Origin of the sequence: Streptomyces subrutilus (assembly GCF_008704535.1) — a bacterium.
In the GTDB taxonomy this organism is placed as follows: Bacteria; Actinomycetota; Actinomycetes; order Streptomycetales; family Streptomycetaceae; genus Streptomyces; species Streptomyces subrutilus.
This window is the reverse complement of record NZ_CP023701.1, coordinates 3,110,779-3,124,375: the sequence shown is the minus strand read 5'-3', so window position 1 is coordinate 3,124,375 and position 13,597 is coordinate 3,110,779. Positions and strand designations below refer to the sequence as shown.

Here is a 13,597-nt window from a genome sequence, read left to right as displayed (position 1 = left end):
GAGCGGTTGCGGCGGTGGCGGATGGTGCTCGGCGGGGGAGAGGCCGACGGCACCGGGTGCGCGCTGACCGGGCGGGACGCGGCGATGGACGCCGCGCTCGGCGCGCTCTACGGCGCGGACGGCGCCGACCGCGGCGGGCGCCGGCGCACGGGCGAGCGGTCGGCCGGCCTGGGCGGCTCCGCCCCGCGGGTGGCCCGCTGGCTGGGGGACATCCGCACGTACTTCCCCGGCTCGGTGGTCCAGGTCATGCAGCGCGACGCGATCGAGCGGCTCGGCCTGTCCTCGCTGCTCCTGGAGCCGGAGATGCTGGAGGCGGTCGAGCCGGACGTGCACCTGGTCGGCACGCTGCTCTCCCTGAACAAGGCGATGCCCGAGACCACGCGCGAGACCGCGCGGGCCGTCGTCCGCACGGTGGTGGAGCAGTTGGAGAAGCGACTCGCGTCCCGCACCCGGGCCACGCTCACCGGCGCCCTGGACCGGTCCGCCCGGATCAGCCGGCCGCGCCACCACGACATCGACTGGAACCGCACCATCCGGGCGAACCTGAAGAACTACCTGCCCGAACACCGCACCGTCGTGCCCGAGCGGCTGATCGGCTACGGCCGGGCGGCCCGGTCGGTGAAGAAGGAGGTGATCCTCTGCATCGACCAGTCGGGTTCGATGGCTGCCTCGGTCGTCTACGCCTCCGTCTTCGGAGCCGTCCTCGCGTCCATGCGCTCGATCTCCACCCGCCTCGTCGTCTTCGACACCGCCGTCGTGGACCTGACGGACGAGCTCGACGATCCGGTGGACGTCCTCTTCGGCACCCAGCTGGGCGGCGGGACCGACATCAACCGCGCCCTCGCCTACTGCCAGTCGAAGATCACCCGACCCGCCGACACCGTGGTCGTCCTGATCAGCGACCTCTACGAGGGCGGCATACGCAACGAGATGCTCAAGCGGGTGGCCGCGATGAAGGGGGCGGGCGTCGAGTTCGTGACCCTGCTGGCCCTGTCCGACGAGGGCGCCCCCGCCTACGACCGCGAGCACGCCGCGGCCCTCGGCGCCCTGGGCGCGCCCGCCTTCGCCTGCACCCCCGACCTGTTCCCCGACGTGATGGCCGCGGCCCTGGAGAAGCGCCCCCTGCCGGTGCCCTGACCCGGCCGGCCGCCGGTCCCGGAATCGGCGGATCGCACGAAGGGGCAGCTCAACCGTGAGGCGATCTGTGACAGGTATCACCGCTCAGGTGGGATCTGTGATTTAGGGACCTACGTCCCACGGGGATAACCTGCGAGACGGACATGCCGCGTTCACGGTCACCGTGTGCGCCTTCCTTGTGACAGCGCCGTCACGTTGCCCTCCGCGGCACGCCCACGCAGATAGCAGACAACCGCGAATCACTGCGAATCTTTGAAGACAAGGGACGGACGCGCGTGGACCTGTTCGAGTACCAGGCGAGGGACCTCTTCGCCAAGCACGGTGTACCGGTGCTGGCCGGTGAAGTCATCGACACGCCTGAGGCGGCTCGCGAGGCCACCGAGCGGCTGGGCGGCAAGTCGGTCGTCAAGGCGCAGGTGAAGGTCGGCGGCCGCGGCAAGGCCGGTGGCGTGAAGCTGGCCGCCACCCCGGACGAGGCCGTCGCCCGGGCGACGGACATCCTCGGCATGGACATCAAGGGCCACACGGTCAACAAGGTGATGATCGCCGAGACCGCTCCCGAGATCCTGGAGGAGTACTACGTCTCGTACCTCCTCGACCGCACCAACCGCACCTTCCTGGCCATGGCCTCGGTGCAGGGCGGCATGGACATCGAGGAGGTCGCGGAGAAGACCCCCGAGGCCCTCGCGAAGGTCCCGGTCAACGCCAACGAGGGCGTGACCATCGAGAAGGCCCGCGAGATCGTCGCCCAGGCGAAGTTCCCGGCCGAGGTCGCCGAGAAGGTCGCCGCGGTCCTCGTGACCCTGTGGGACACCTTCATCGCCGAGGACGCGCTCCTCGTCGAGGTCAACCCGCTCGCGAAGGTCGCCAACGGCGACGTCATCGCGCTCGACGGCAAGGTCTCGCTCGACGAGAACGCCGAGTTCCGCCAGCCGGGCCACGAGGAGTTCGTGGACCACGCGGCCGCGAACCCGCTGGAGGCCGCCGCCAAGGCGAAGAACCTCAACTACGTGAAGCTCGACGGCGAGGTCGGCATCATCGGCAACGGCGCGGGTCTCGTCATGAGCACCCTCGACGTCGTCGCCTACGCCGGAGAGAACCACGGCGGCGTCAAGCCCGCCAACTTCCTGGACATCGGCGGTGGCGCCTCCGCCGCCGTCATGGCCAACGGTCTCGAGATCATCCTCGGCGACCCGGACGTCAAGTCCGTCTTCGTGAACGTCTTCGGCGGCATCACCGCGTGCGACGAGGTCGCCAACGGCATCGTCCAGGCGCTCCAGCTGCTCAAGGACAAGGGCGAAGAGGTCACCAAGCCGCTCGTCGTCCGCCTCGACGGCAACAACGCCGAGCTGGGTCGCAAGATCCTCTCGGACGCCAACCACCCGCTGGTGCAGCGCGTGGACACCATGGACGGCGCGGCCGACAAGGCCGCCGAGCTCGCGGCTGCGAAGTAAGGGCAGAGGTCACAGACTCACATGGCTATCTTCCTCAACAAGGACAGCAAGGTCATCGTCCAGGGCATGACCGGTGCCACGGGCATGAAGCACACCAAGCTGATGCTGGCTGACGGCACCAACATCGTCGGCGGCGTGAACCCGCGCAAGGCCGGCACCACCGTCGACTTCGACGGCACCGAGGTCCCGGTCTTCGGATCGGTCGCCGAGGCGATCGAGAAGACGGGCGCCAACGTCTCCGTCCTCTTCGTCCCGCCGGCGTTCTCGAAGGCCGCCGTCGTCGAGGCCATCGACGCCGAGATCCCGCTGGCCGTCGTCATCACCGAGGGCATCGCGGTGCACGACTCCGCCGCCTTCTGGGCGTACGCGTCCGCCAAGGGCAACAAGACCCGGATCATCGGCCCGAACTGCCCGGGTCTGATCACCCCCGGCCAGTCCAACGCCGGCATCATCCCGGGCGACATCACCAAGCCCGGCCGCATCGGTCTCGTGTCCAAGTCCGGCACGCTGACCTACCAGATGATGTACGAGCTCCGTGACATCGGCTTCTCCTCCGCCGTCGGCATCGGCGGCGACCCGGTCATCGGCACCACGCACATCGACGCCCTGGAGGCGTTCGAGGCGGACCCCGACACCGACCTGATCGTCATGATCGGCGAGATCGGCGGCGACGCCGAGGAGCGTGCTGCGGACTACATCGCCAAGCACGTCACCAAGCCGGTCGTCGGCTACGTCGCGGGCTTCACCGCCCCCGAGGGCAAGACCATGGGCCACGCCGGCGCCATCGTCTCCGGTTCTTCCGGCACCGCACAGGCCAAGAAGGAAGCCCTTGAGGCCGCCGGCGTGAAGGTCGGCAAGACGCCGACCGAGACCGCCAAGCTGGCGCGCGAGATCCTCAACGCCGCCCAGTAGCAGCGGCCGCGCCGGATCCGGCGCGGCGGTGCGCCGTGCGCGCGTACGGGCGTGGCCCGCACCCTTCCGGGGGTGCGGGCCACGCCCGTTCCGTGTCCCGTGCGTCAGCCGAGCCCGGGGCGGACGCGGCCCGGACCGGCCGACACCGGGTCCGCGCGCAGCTTGTCGTGCAGCTGCCGGCTCTCCTCCGTGCTCCGCTGGGGGCCGCTGTGCGGGGGAACGCCGGAGACGTTCGCGCCGGGGGAGCGCGGGGGCTCGTAGCGGGTGGGCGCGGTCGCGACGGTGTACGCGGTCGCCACCATGATCGCCGCGGTCAGCCCGAGGGCGGCGCGGGTCCACATCCGGCTGCGCTGTTCCGCGGCGCCGCGGACCAGGGCGGGGGGCCGGGGTTCCAGCGGTACGGCCGGCCGCAGCGCGGTGATCCGGTCGCGCAGCAGCGCCGACTGCTTCTCGGGCGGTACGGCGGCCAGCTCGGGGATCCGGTCGGAGAGGTCGGCGTGCGCGCGCAGCAGCCGCAGGCCCGCGGTGGGCGTGCTGGCCTCGGTCTCGGCGGCGGTGTCGGGCAGGTCGAGGCCGACGCCGTCGTAGAGGACGACGGTGCGGCGGTGGATCGGGGGCAGGGACAGCACCGCGTCCAGGAGGATCCGGTCGGCGGGCTCGACGGGCGGCTCGTCCGGGTGGCGGTGGGACCGCCGGAACCGGTGCCAGGGGGAGAGGGCGTGCTCGTACGCCGTCGCCCGCACCCAGCCCACCGGGTCCGGGTCGGTGGCCACCTCGGGCCAGCGCGCCCAGGCCAGCCGGAACGCCTGCTCCACCGCCTCCAGGGCGAGGGAGCGGCGGCCGGTGAGCAGGTAGGTCTGCCGGGTGAGGGCGGGCGCGGCGTACGCGTAGAGCGCGTCGAAGGCCTGCACGGGCGTCGGCCGGGTCCCGTCCGCGGCGGGCGCCGACGGCCCCTCTACCCCCGGATCCGGAGCGGGGTCGGGATCCGGGGCCGGGGCGGAGTCCGGGGTCGCGGCCGGACTCGCGCTGCCCACTGCGGATCCGCCCGTGGGCGGGTCCGTGAGGGTGTCCGGGCCCCGGCCCGGGGGCGCGCCGGGGACGGTTGCGGTGTCCGGGCCCGGGGCCGTGTCGGCGTCCCCGGTCGGGGGCGCGGCGGTGGCCGCGGCCCGAGTGGTGTCCGGGGTCGGGCCGGTGCCGGTGCCGGTGCCGGTGTCGATGGCTGTGCCGGTGTCCGTGGCCGTTGCCGGGTTCCCGTGCGGGCCCGCGCCCGGGTGCGCGTTGTCGTGGGTGCCCGCGTCCGTGTCCGGTTTCGTGTGCGGGCCCGTGGCCTGGGGCGGGGCGGGGGCCGTCCCGCCCGCGTGCGGCCCGGCCGGTGCTTCCGGCGGGGGCTCGGCCTTGCCGGTCGGGGCCTCCGGGTCGGGCGGCGCCGCGGCGGGGGGCTCGGAGTCCCCCGCGGGCGGGGCGGCCCGGGTCGCGGGCGCTGGGGTCAGGGCGGCCAGGAGCTTGGCGTAGGCCTCGCGTTTTCGGCCCCTCGGGTGGGTGCGGCCCGTCTCCCAGGACCGGACGGTGGTCGGGGTGACGCCCACCGCGGCCGCCACCTCGTCGTGCGTCAGGCCCGCCGCTTCGCGCAGTCTGCGGCGCTCCTTCGGGGACGGGAGGCTCAGCTCCGAGGTCGTCTCGACGCTTTGTGTCATGCCACACTCCCCGCGACCCGACCGCTCTGGGCGAAAAAGTACATAAACGTATATTGAGCGACACCACGGGCATTCGCCTGTTACCCGTCCATAGCGCGTGTCGTTGGCACCATGGCGGTGTGACCCAAGTGACCGAACGCGGGAACCCGTTGTCCACACCCCCGCGGACCACCGGGAGGCGCCGTTCCCCGGCCGCCGCCGCATGCGTGGTGGGCGGCGCCGTGGCCGCCGGACTCGGGCTCGGCTTCCTCGCCGTGCTCGTCATCGTGCTGTGGATCAGCTCCCCCTATCCGGACAGCGGCCCCGGCGGGGCCCTGCACCTCGCCGCCGGGCTGTGGCTGCTCGCGCACGGCACGGAGCTGGTGCGCTACGAGACCCTGTCCGGGGTGCCCGCGCCCGTCGGGGTGACACCCCTGCTGCTCGTCGCGCTGCCGGTGCTGCTCACGCGCCGCGCGGCCCGGCTGGGCAGTGCGGCCGAGGAGGAGGGCGGCGAGGAGGTGCTGCCCGCGACGGCCGTGTTCTCCGCCGTGCTGTGCGGCTATCTGGCCGTCGGCTGCCTGGCCACCGCGTACGCCGCCGGCGGTCCCATGCCCGCCGATCCGCTCAGCGCGGCCTGGCACGTCCCGCTGGTGGCCGCGCTGGCCGCCGGCGGCGGGGTGTGGGCGGCCCGGGGGTACCCGCTCGGTCCGCTGCCGGCCTGGCTGCCGGGGGGCGTGCGCAGGGCCGTCACGCGCCCCCGTTACGCGCTGGCGCTCCGGGCCGGGGCGGGCGGCGCCCTGGTCCTCCTGGGCGGCGGCGCGCTGCTGGTCGCGGTCTCGCTGGCCTGGCACGGCGCCGAGGTGCAGATGTCGTTCCTGACCCTGACCGGGGTCTGGTCCGGGCGGTTCGCGGTCCTGCTGCTCGCGCTCGCGCTGGTCCCCAACGCCATGGTGTGGGGCGCGGCGTACGGTCTGGGCCCCGGCTTCGCGCTGGGCGCGGGGGCCACCGCCACTCCGCTCGGCTTCACCGGATCGCCCGCGCTGCCCCGGTTCCCGCTGCTCGCGGGGCTCCCGCCCGAGGGTCCCGGTACGCCGCTGACCTGGGCGGTCGTCGTGATCCCGGTGGCCGCCGGGCTGGCCGTGGGCTGGTTCGCGGTGCGCCGGGCCCGCGAGGTGTCGTACGGGGAGACCGCGCTCACCGCGGCCCTGGGCGCGCTGGTCTGCGGGCTGGCCACGGCCGCGCTCGCGGCGGCCTCGGCGGGCCCCCTGGGCACCCGGGCGCTGGCCGACTTCGGGCCGGTGTGGTGGGCCACCGGGGCGGCGGCCTTCGGCTGGACGCTGCTGCTGGCCGTGCCGCTGGCGGTGGCGGTGCACGCGTGGCGCACCCGGCCCGCGGCCGGCTCGGCCCTCGCCGAGGAGGACGGCTGGCACGACACGGGGGTACGGGAGGCCCGCTGGGCGGCGCTGCGCCGCGCGGCCGGCACCCTGGTCCCGGACTTCACGGCGGCGCAGGACCGCGCCCCGGGCCCGGCGCCCGCACCGGCCCCGGAGCGCACGGCACCCGGGCCCCGGCCCCCCGCGGCGCCCGCACCGGCGCCGTCGCACCATGCGGCTCCGGCCCCGGACCCGTCCGCTCGGCGACCGGCTGCTCCGGACCCGTCCGCTCAGAGACCGGCTGCTCCGGACCCGTCCGCTCAGAGACCGGCTGCTCCGGACCCGGCCGTGGAGCCCGCGCCGCCGTCCGGGCCGCCGGTCGCGGACGCGGCGCCCGCGGTCCGGCCGCCGCGCAGGGTGACGGTCGTACCCGGGCTGAACCTGAACCCGGTCCCGGCGCCGACGACGGTCCCGGTGCCGGCGAAGCCTCCGGCCCCCTCGCAGTCGCCGGAGCCGCCGCGGCCGCCGGAGCCGCCGGCCGCGCAGGCTGCGGCCGGGGTCCGGGTCATGCCCCGGCGCACACCGCGCGCCTGAACCCCTCGGTGGCCGCGCGGCCGGGGCCCGGTGGACGCGCCCCGGCCGCGGGGGCCTACTGGCGGACCTTGAGGACGTCGCCCACGACGTTGTCCGGCAGGAGGCTGTTGCACTGGAGTTCCGCGGTGCTCGTCAGGGCGTCGTCGCGGCACACGTAGAAGTCCTTGTACGCGAGCTGCAGGGCGTACGAGCTCAGCGCCAGCAGGATCGCGAGCGAGGCCGTGACCAGGCCGCTCACCGCCGCCGCCCGCTGGGGGCGGGCCGCGTCGCCGAGGGCCGCGAGACCGCCCCGGGCGGGGGCCTGCGCCGACTGCGGGCCGGCGGCCGGGGAGCCCGCCGCCGACGTCGTGCCGGTCGCGGCGGCCGGCTTGCCGCGCAGGGCGCTGATCCCCCAGTAGAGGGCGAGCGCGCCCAGCAGCAGGCCCACCGACGGGATGCCGAAGATCCCGAAGAAGAAGCCCCACATGCCGGCCAGCAGGGCGTACCGGGCGCGGCGCTGGATCGGGTCGGTGGGGTCCCAGCGGGCCGGGCCGCGGCCGTTGCCGTCCTTGGGGCCGTCCCCCCGGCCGTCGCCGCCCCCGCCGCCGTGGCCGTCGCCGCCGGCGCGCGGCTGCCACGGCTGGTCGGGCCGGCCTTCCGGGGGAGCCGCGAAGGGATTGTCGTCGGTGGGGGACTCGGGCTGGCGGCGGTCCGGCATCGGGTGTGTTTCTTCCCCTGTGTCATGGACGTCGCGGAGACGTCGTGGCGAGGTGGGCCCTGTTTGCGGCTTGTACGCCAGACGCTACCTGTCGGCCGTGCCCCCGTCCCTCGGGGGCGGTCCGGTGTGCCGGTATCGTTGCAGGCGGTCGGCGGCTTCGTATGGTTCCCCGTATATCGGTACCCCGAAGTTTCGTATGACCACACAAAGACGAACACCGTGTTCCCGCGTTCCCCCGAGAAAGGGCCTCCCATGCCCGCCTCCCGCCTGGTCGTGCTGGTCTCCGGTTCCGGCACCAACCTCCAGGCCCTGCTCGACGCCATCGACGCGCACCCCGGCGGAGCCGAGGGCTTCGGCGCCGAAGTCGTCGCCGTCGGGGCCGACCGGGCGGGCATCGCCGGTCTGGAGCGGGCCGAGAAGGCGGGGATCCCCACCTTCGTCTGCCCGGTGAAGGCATACGGGAGCCGCGCGCAGTGGGACGTCGCGCTCACCGAGGCCACCGACGCGCACGCGCCGGACCTGGTGGTCTCCGCGGGGTTCATGAAGATCGTGGGCGAGGCGTTCATCGACCGCTTCGGCGGCCGGTTCGTCAACACCCATCCCGCCCTCCTCCCCGCCTTCCCCGGCGCGCACGGCGTACGGGACGCCCTCGCCTACGGGGCGAAGGTCACCGGCTGCACCGTCCACTTCGTGGACAGCGGCGTGGACACCGGTCCGATCATCGCCCAGGGTGTGGTCGGTGTCCGGGACGAGGACGACGAAGCCGCTCTGCACGAGCGCATCAAGGAAGTCGAGCGCACGCTGCTCGTCGATGTCGTGGGGCGTCTGGCCCGGCACGGCTACCGCATTGAGGGACGAAAGGTAACAATCCAGTGACCGCCGCAGAGAGCGCAGCGAGCAACGACCCGACCACGACCCGGCGTCCCATCCGGCGTGCGCTCGTCAGCGTCTACGACAAGACGGGATTGGAAGAGCTGGCCCGCGGCCTGCACGAGGCGGGCGTCGCGCTGGTCTCCACGGGCTCCACGGCCGGCCGGATCGCCGCCGCCGGAGTGCCCGTCACCAAGGTCGAGGAGCTGACCGGCTTCCCCGAGTGCCTCGACGGCCGGGTCAAGACCCTGCACCCGCGCGTACACGCCGGCATCCTCGCCGACCTGCGCCTGGAGGACCACCGCAACCAGCTCGCCGAGCTGGGCGTGGAGCCCTTCGACCTGGTGATCGTCAACCTGTACCCGTTCCTGGAGACCGTGCAGTCGGGCGCCACCCCCGACGAGTGCGTCGAGCAGATCGACATCGGCGGCCCGTCGATGGTCCGCGCCGCCGCCAAGAACCACCCGTCCGTCGCGGTGGTCACCAGCCCCGCCCGCTACGCCGACGTCATCGAGGCGGCCCGCGGCGGCGGCTTCGACCTGTCCGCCCGCAAGCGGCTCGCGGCCGAGGCCTTCCAGCACACCGCGGCCTACGACGTGGCCGTCGCCACCTGGTTCACGAACGCGTACGCCCCGGAGCCCGAGGCCGTGCTGCCCGAGTTCCTGGCCGGCGCCTGGGAGCGCAAGTCGACCCTGCGCTACGGCGAGAACCCGCACCAGGCCGCCGCGCTCTACACGGACGGCCAGCCGGGCGGGCTCGCCAACGCCGAGCAGCTGCACGGCAAGGAGATGTCCTTCAACAACTACGTGGACACCGAGGCCGCCCGCCGCGCCGCCTACGACCACGACGAGCCCTGCGTCGCGATCATCAAGCACGCCAACCCGTGCGGCATCGCGGTGGACGCGGACGTGGCGGCGGCCCACCGCAAGGCGCACGCCTGCGACCCGCTCTCGGCCTTCGGCGGCGTCATCGCCGTCAACCGTCCGGTGACCGTCGAGCTCGCCGAGCAGGTGGCCGAGATCTTCACCGAGGTCATCGCGGCCCCCGCGTACGAGGACGGCGCCGTCGAGATCCTCGCCCGCAAGAAGAACATCCGCGTCCTCAGGGTCGACGGCACCCCGCACCAGCCCGGTGACCTCAAGCCCATCAGCGGCGGCGCGCTGCTCCAGCAGAGCGACCTCTTCCAGGCGGAGGGCGACGACCCGGCGCACTGGACGCTGGCCACCGGCGAGGCCCTCTCCGCGGAGGAGCTCGCCGGCCTCGCCTTCGCCTGGAAGGCCTGCCGGGCCGTCAAGTCCAACGCCATCCTGCTCGCCAAGGACGGTGCGTCGGTCGGCGTCGGCATGGGCCAGGTCAACCGCGTGGACTCGGCGAAGCTGGCCGTCGAGCGGGCCGGCGCCGAGCGCGCGCAGGGCTCCTACGCCGCGTCCGACGCCTTCTTCCCCTTCCCCGACGGGCTGGAGATCCTGACCGACGCGGGCATCAAGGCCGTCGTCCAGCCGGGTGGTTCGGTCCGTGACGAGCAGGTGGTCGAGGCCGCGCGGAAGGCGGGCGTGACCATGTACTTCACCGGCACCCGGCACTTCTTCCACTGACCCGGCCGCCGCGCGCGCGGCGAACGGTCCGCACACGGCGCAGGCCGCGACCCGCACTGCGGGTCGCGGCCTGCGCCGTGTGCGGGGCGGTCCGGAGCCCCGGGGGACCGGACCGCCGGGCCGCCTAGTACTGCGGGCGGTTGAAGTAACGGCTGCCCTCGTTCTTCGCGAGGAAGACGATGATGAGGATGCCGAGCACCAGGCTGAAGAGGGCGAAGATGTTCGCGGTCAGCAGGCTCAGCAGGCTGAACAGGGTCACGATCGAGGCGTAGACGATGGCAGAGATCCGGATGCCGTTGCGGCCCTTGGGGATCTTGACGGCGGTGAGGATGCCCCACAGCGCGAACGCCAGGATGACCACGCCGAAGCCGATCATGAAGGCGGCGCCGAAGGAGGCGGCCTTGTCGGTGTCGCTGCTGCTGAGGCCCGAGTCGGAGGTGTCGGCGCCGGAGATCATGTCGGCGACCCAGGCCGAGGCGACGATGGCGAACAGCGCGCCGACGGCCTGGAGGCCGCCGAGCACGAAGAGCATGATGCGCGCGCCCTTGACGCCGCCCGGCATCTCGACGGGACCGCCCGGGTAGCCGCCGGGGCCGGCCGGGTAGCCGACGGGCGCGCCCTGCTGCGGGTAGCCGTAGCCGCCCTGCGGCGGGACGCCCTGGGGGGCCTGCTGCGGGTAGCCGTAACCGGGCTGGGGCTGCTGGGGCTGCTGTCCGTACGGGTTGTTCGGGTCGCCGAAGCTCATCTTGGGGTGTTCCTCCGTGGAAGTGCGGGGACGCACGGCACCGCACGGAGGAGCTTCACTGGTGCGGTCCGCCCCCCGGCACTGCCCGCGGCACTCTGTGCCTGCATCGTCGTCCGACCGGACGGGGCTTGTCCAGCCGGTTCGCGCCCGGCCGGTGACTTGTTGTGCAAGTGCAACCAAGTGCGAACGCCGGTGAACGGCCGTGAACGCCGCGAGTGGAACCGGGGCCGCTCCATCCGGGAGTATGGGTCCATGACTGCCCAGATTCTCGATGGCAAGGCCACCGCCGCCGCGATCAAGTCCGAACTGACCGGCCGCGTCGCGGCCCTGAAGGCCCGGGGCGTCACCCCCGGACTCGGCACCCTGCTGGTCGGCGACGACCCGGGCAGCCGCTGGTACGTCAACGGCAAGCACAAGGACTGCGCCGAGGTCGGCATCGCCTCCATCCAGCGCGAACTGCCCGCGACCGCCTCCCAGGAGGACATCGAGGCCGTCGTGCGCGAGCTCAACGACAACCCCGAATGCACCGGCTACATCGTCCAACTCCCTCTCCCCAAGGGCATCGACACCAACCGGGTGCTGGAGCTGATGGATCCGGCGAAGGACGCCGACGGCCTGCACCCCATGTCCCTCGGCCGGCTGGTGCTCAACGAGCCGGGCCCGCTGCCCTGCACCCCGTACGGGATCGTCGAACTGCTGCGCCACCACGGCGTCGAGATCGACGGCGCGCACGTCGTCGTGCTCGGCCGCGGCATCACCGTCGGCCGCTCCATCGGCCTGCTGCTGACCCGCAAGTCCGAGAACGCCACCGTGACCCTCTGCCACACCGGCACCCGCGACCTGTCCGGGCTGCTGCGCCAGGCGGACATCGTCGTCGCCGCGGCCGGTGTGCCCCACCTGGTGAAGCCGGAGGACGTGAAGCCCGGCGCGGCCGTGCTGGACGTCGGCGTCAGCCGCGACGAGAACGGCAGGATCGTCGGGGACGTGCACCCCGGCGTCGCCGAGGTGGCCGGCTGGATCTCGCCCAACCCGGGTGGGGTCGGCCCGATGACGCGGGCCCAGTTGCTGGTCAACGTCGTCGAGGCGGCGGAACGGACCACCAGTGCGGGCTGACCCGGGCGCGGAGCCGGCGGGCGGCCGCCCGGCCGGGGCCGCGGGCGAGGGCGCCGCCGGGGCCGGGGCGGCGGAGGGAGCCGCCGGTTCCGTGCCCGGTTCCGCGGCCGGTTCCGCGTCGGGTGATCCGGCCGGGGCGGAGGCCGCGGAGCCCGCGCGGTCGCGCCGCTTCCCCTCCGTCACCCGGGACACCGCCCGGCCCGAGGGCAGCGGCCGCGCCGTCCCCGGGGCCGTGTCGGCGCCGGCCCGCCAGTGGCCGATGCTCAGCGTGCTCGCCGCGACCGCGGCCGGGCTGCTGGTCACGGCCCTGGGGCACCCGCGGATCGGCTGCCTGGTGATCGGCGCCGCCCTGATCGCGGCCTCGGCCATGCGGCGGATGCTGCCGTCGGTGGGGATGCTCGCGGTGCGCTCCCGCTTCACGGACATGGTCACGTACGGGCTGCTCGGCGTGGCGATCACGCTGCTCGCGCTGGTGATGGAGCCCGAGCCGCTGCTGGAGATCCCCTTCCTGGAGACGGTGGTGCGCTTCACCGTCCGCTGACGACGACCCGCAGCGCCGCGAGCGTCGCCGCGACGGCCGGCCGGGCCTCGGTGCCCGCCCGGACCACGGCCTGGAAGGTCCGCCCCGGGCCCGGCAGCTCCCGTACGACGGCGCCCGGCGGCGGGGCGTCGCACAGCAGCTTCGGCAGGATCGACACGGCCCGGCCCGTGGCCACCAGCGCCAGCCCGGAGCGCAGGTCCGCGCAGGCGTGGGCGACGTACGGCGTGAAACCGGCGCCCCGGCAGGCGTGCAGCAGCATCTCGCGGCAGCTGCTCGGGGCGGGCGCCGAGACCCACGCGCGGTCCCGCAGGGCGCCGAGCCCCGTGCGCTCGTACGCGGGCAGCAGCGCCTCCGGCAGCGCCAGGCACAGCGGGTCGGCGAAGAGCGGCACGGCGGTGGTGCCGGGCGCGGGCGGGGCGCCGAGCAGCGGGTAGGCGTAGGTCACCGCAAGGTCCAGCCGGCGCCCGCGCAACAGTGGCAGGGCGTCCTCCGGGTCGCACTGCACGAGGCGCGGCCGCAGCCCCGGGTGGCGTAGGCCGAGCTCGGCGACGAGCGGCGCGGCCACCGTGGCCAGGGCGCTCGGCGCGCACCCGACGGCCAGCTCCCCGCTCGGCTCCGCGTCCAGCGCGCGCACCGCCGCCTCGGCGCGCTCCAGCGCGGCCAGTACCGGTTCGCAGGCGGCGGCCAGCGCCGTGCCCGCGGGGGTGAGGCGCAGGCCGCGGCCCTCCCGTTCGACGAGGCCGGCCCCGGCCTCGGCCTCCAGGGCGCGCAGTTGCTGGGAGACGGCGGAGGGGGTGACGCCGTGCAGGTCGGCGACGGCCGTCACCCGGCCGTGCTCGGCGAGGTCGCGGAGCAGGACCATGCGTTTCACGTCGAGCATGAGTTCAGCTTAA

General features: G+C 74.2%; 12 protein-coding genes. 8 read left to right on the top strand and 4 right to left on the bottom strand.

What is annotated here, in order from left to right:
* Positions 1 to 21: 21 nt before the first annotated feature.
* The 3 genes from CP968_RS13430 to sucD all read left to right on the top strand — a co-directional run bounded on the left by CP968_RS13430 (position 22) and on the right by sucD (position 3,503).
* Positions 22 to 1,137, top strand: a complete 1,116-nt coding sequence (locus tag CP968_RS13430) for a VWA domain-containing protein (protein ID WP_150521901.1) — start codon at positions 22 to 24, stop codon at positions 1,135 to 1,137.
* 275 nt (positions 1,138 to 1,412) lie between these two features.
* Entirely contained in the window at positions 1,413 to 2,591 is a 1,179-nt protein-coding gene (sucC, locus tag CP968_RS13425) for an ADP-forming succinate--CoA ligase subunit beta (RefSeq protein ID WP_150518252.1), read from the top strand.
* Between the two features lie 21 nt (positions 2,592 to 2,612).
* Complete coding sequence (gene sucD, locus CP968_RS13420) at positions 2,613 to 3,503, top strand: succinate--CoA ligase subunit alpha (protein WP_150518251.1); 891 nt, start codon at positions 2,613 to 2,615, stop codon at positions 3,501 to 3,503.
* Between the two features lie 104 nt (positions 3,504 to 3,607).
* Here the strand turns inward: sucD and CP968_RS13415 are convergent, their stop codons facing one another.
* Positions 3,608 to 5,197 (bottom strand): helix-turn-helix domain-containing protein, encoded by a 1,590-nt coding sequence (locus CP968_RS13415; protein WP_150518250.1) that lies wholly within the window; start codon positions 5,195 to 5,197, stop codon positions 3,608 to 3,610.
* Positions 5,198 to 5,316: 119 nt separating this feature from the next.
* Between CP968_RS13415 and CP968_RS13410 the strand changes: the two genes are divergently transcribed.
* Complete coding sequence (locus tag CP968_RS13410) at positions 5,317 to 7,143, top strand: cell division protein PerM (protein WP_150518249.1); 1,827 nt, start codon at positions 5,317 to 5,319, stop codon at positions 7,141 to 7,143.
* 55 nt (positions 7,144 to 7,198) lie between these two features.
* Here CP968_RS13410 and CP968_RS13405 read toward each other — a convergent pair whose 3' ends face one another.
* Complete coding sequence (locus tag CP968_RS13405) at positions 7,199 to 7,840, bottom strand: hypothetical protein (RefSeq protein ID WP_150518248.1); 642 nt, start codon at positions 7,838 to 7,840, stop codon at positions 7,199 to 7,201.
* Between the two features lie 252 nt (positions 7,841 to 8,092).
* Between CP968_RS13405 and purN the strand changes: the two genes are divergently transcribed.
* Both purN and purH read left to right on the top strand, forming a co-directional pair.
* The gene (purN, locus tag CP968_RS13400; RefSeq protein WP_150518247.1) at positions 8,093 to 8,716 is read left to right on the top strand and encodes a phosphoribosylglycinamide formyltransferase; all 624 of its coding nucleotides are present in this window, start codon (positions 8,093 to 8,095) and stop codon (positions 8,714 to 8,716) included.
* On the top strand, positions 8,713 to 10,305 hold the full coding sequence (gene purH / locus CP968_RS13395) for a bifunctional phosphoribosylaminoimidazolecarboxamide formyltransferase/IMP cyclohydrolase (protein WP_150518246.1): 1,593 nt from the start codon (positions 8,713 to 8,715) through the stop codon (positions 10,303 to 10,305). The genes purN and purH overlap by 4 nt, the downstream gene beginning before the upstream one ends.
* Before the next feature lie 124 nt (positions 10,306 to 10,429).
* On the opposite strand, the gene CP968_RS13390 is transcribed toward purH, so the two are convergent.
* On the bottom strand, positions 10,430 to 11,050 hold the full coding sequence (locus CP968_RS13390) for a hypothetical protein (protein ID WP_150518245.1): 621 nt from the start codon (positions 11,048 to 11,050) through the stop codon (positions 10,430 to 10,432).
* 252 nt (positions 11,051 to 11,302) lie between these two features.
* On the opposite strand from CP968_RS13390, the gene CP968_RS13385 reads away from it, so the two are divergent.
* Entirely contained in the window at positions 11,303 to 12,163 is an 861-nt protein-coding gene (locus CP968_RS13385) for a bifunctional methylenetetrahydrofolate dehydrogenase/methenyltetrahydrofolate cyclohydrolase (protein ID WP_150518244.1), read from the top strand.
* Positions 12,153 to 12,704, top strand: a complete 552-nt coding sequence (locus CP968_RS13380; RefSeq protein ID WP_150518243.1) for a DUF3017 domain-containing protein — start codon at positions 12,153 to 12,155, stop codon at positions 12,702 to 12,704. Before CP968_RS13385 ends, CP968_RS13380 begins: the two co-directional genes overlap by 11 nt.
* On the opposite strand, the gene CP968_RS13375 is transcribed toward CP968_RS13380, so the two are convergent.
* Complete coding sequence (locus tag CP968_RS13375) at positions 12,691 to 13,584, bottom strand: LysR family transcriptional regulator (protein ID WP_150518242.1); 894 nt, start codon at positions 13,582 to 13,584, stop codon at positions 12,691 to 12,693. The two genes, CP968_RS13380 and CP968_RS13375, sit on opposite strands and share 14 nt — an antisense overlap.
* Positions 13,585 to 13,597: the final 13 nt, after the last annotated feature.

What these genes read in the sequence shown, in the direction of transcription:
- CP968_RS13430 (WP_150521901.1), top strand. Translation starts at nt 22, where the DNA reads ATGGTGCTCGGCGGGGGAGAGGCCGACGGCACCGGGTGCGCGCTGACC.
- sucD (WP_150518251.1), top strand. Translation starts at nt 2,613, where the DNA reads ATGGCTATCTTCCTCAACAAGGACAGCAAGGTCATCGTCCAGGGCATG.
- CP968_RS13415 (WP_150518250.1), bottom strand. Translation starts at nt 5,197, where the DNA reads ATGACACAAAGCGTCGAGACGACCTCGGAGCTGAGCCTCCCGTCCCCG.
- CP968_RS13405 (WP_150518248.1), bottom strand. Translation starts at nt 7,840, where the DNA reads ATGCCGGACCGCCGCCAGCCCGAGTCCCCCACCGACGACAATCCCTTC.
- purN (WP_150518247.1), top strand. Translation starts at nt 8,093, where the DNA reads ATGCCCGCCTCCCGCCTGGTCGTGCTGGTCTCCGGTTCCGGCACCAAC.
- CP968_RS13390 (WP_150518245.1), bottom strand. Translation starts at nt 11,050, where the DNA reads ATGAGCTTCGGCGACCCGAACAACCCGTACGGACAGCAGCCCCAGCAG.
- CP968_RS13385 (WP_150518244.1), top strand. Translation starts at nt 11,303, where the DNA reads ATGACTGCCCAGATTCTCGATGGCAAGGCCACCGCCGCCGCGATCAAG.
- CP968_RS13375 (WP_150518242.1), bottom strand. Translation starts at nt 13,584, where the DNA reads ATGCTCGACGTGAAACGCATGGTCCTGCTCCGCGACCTCGCCGAGCAC.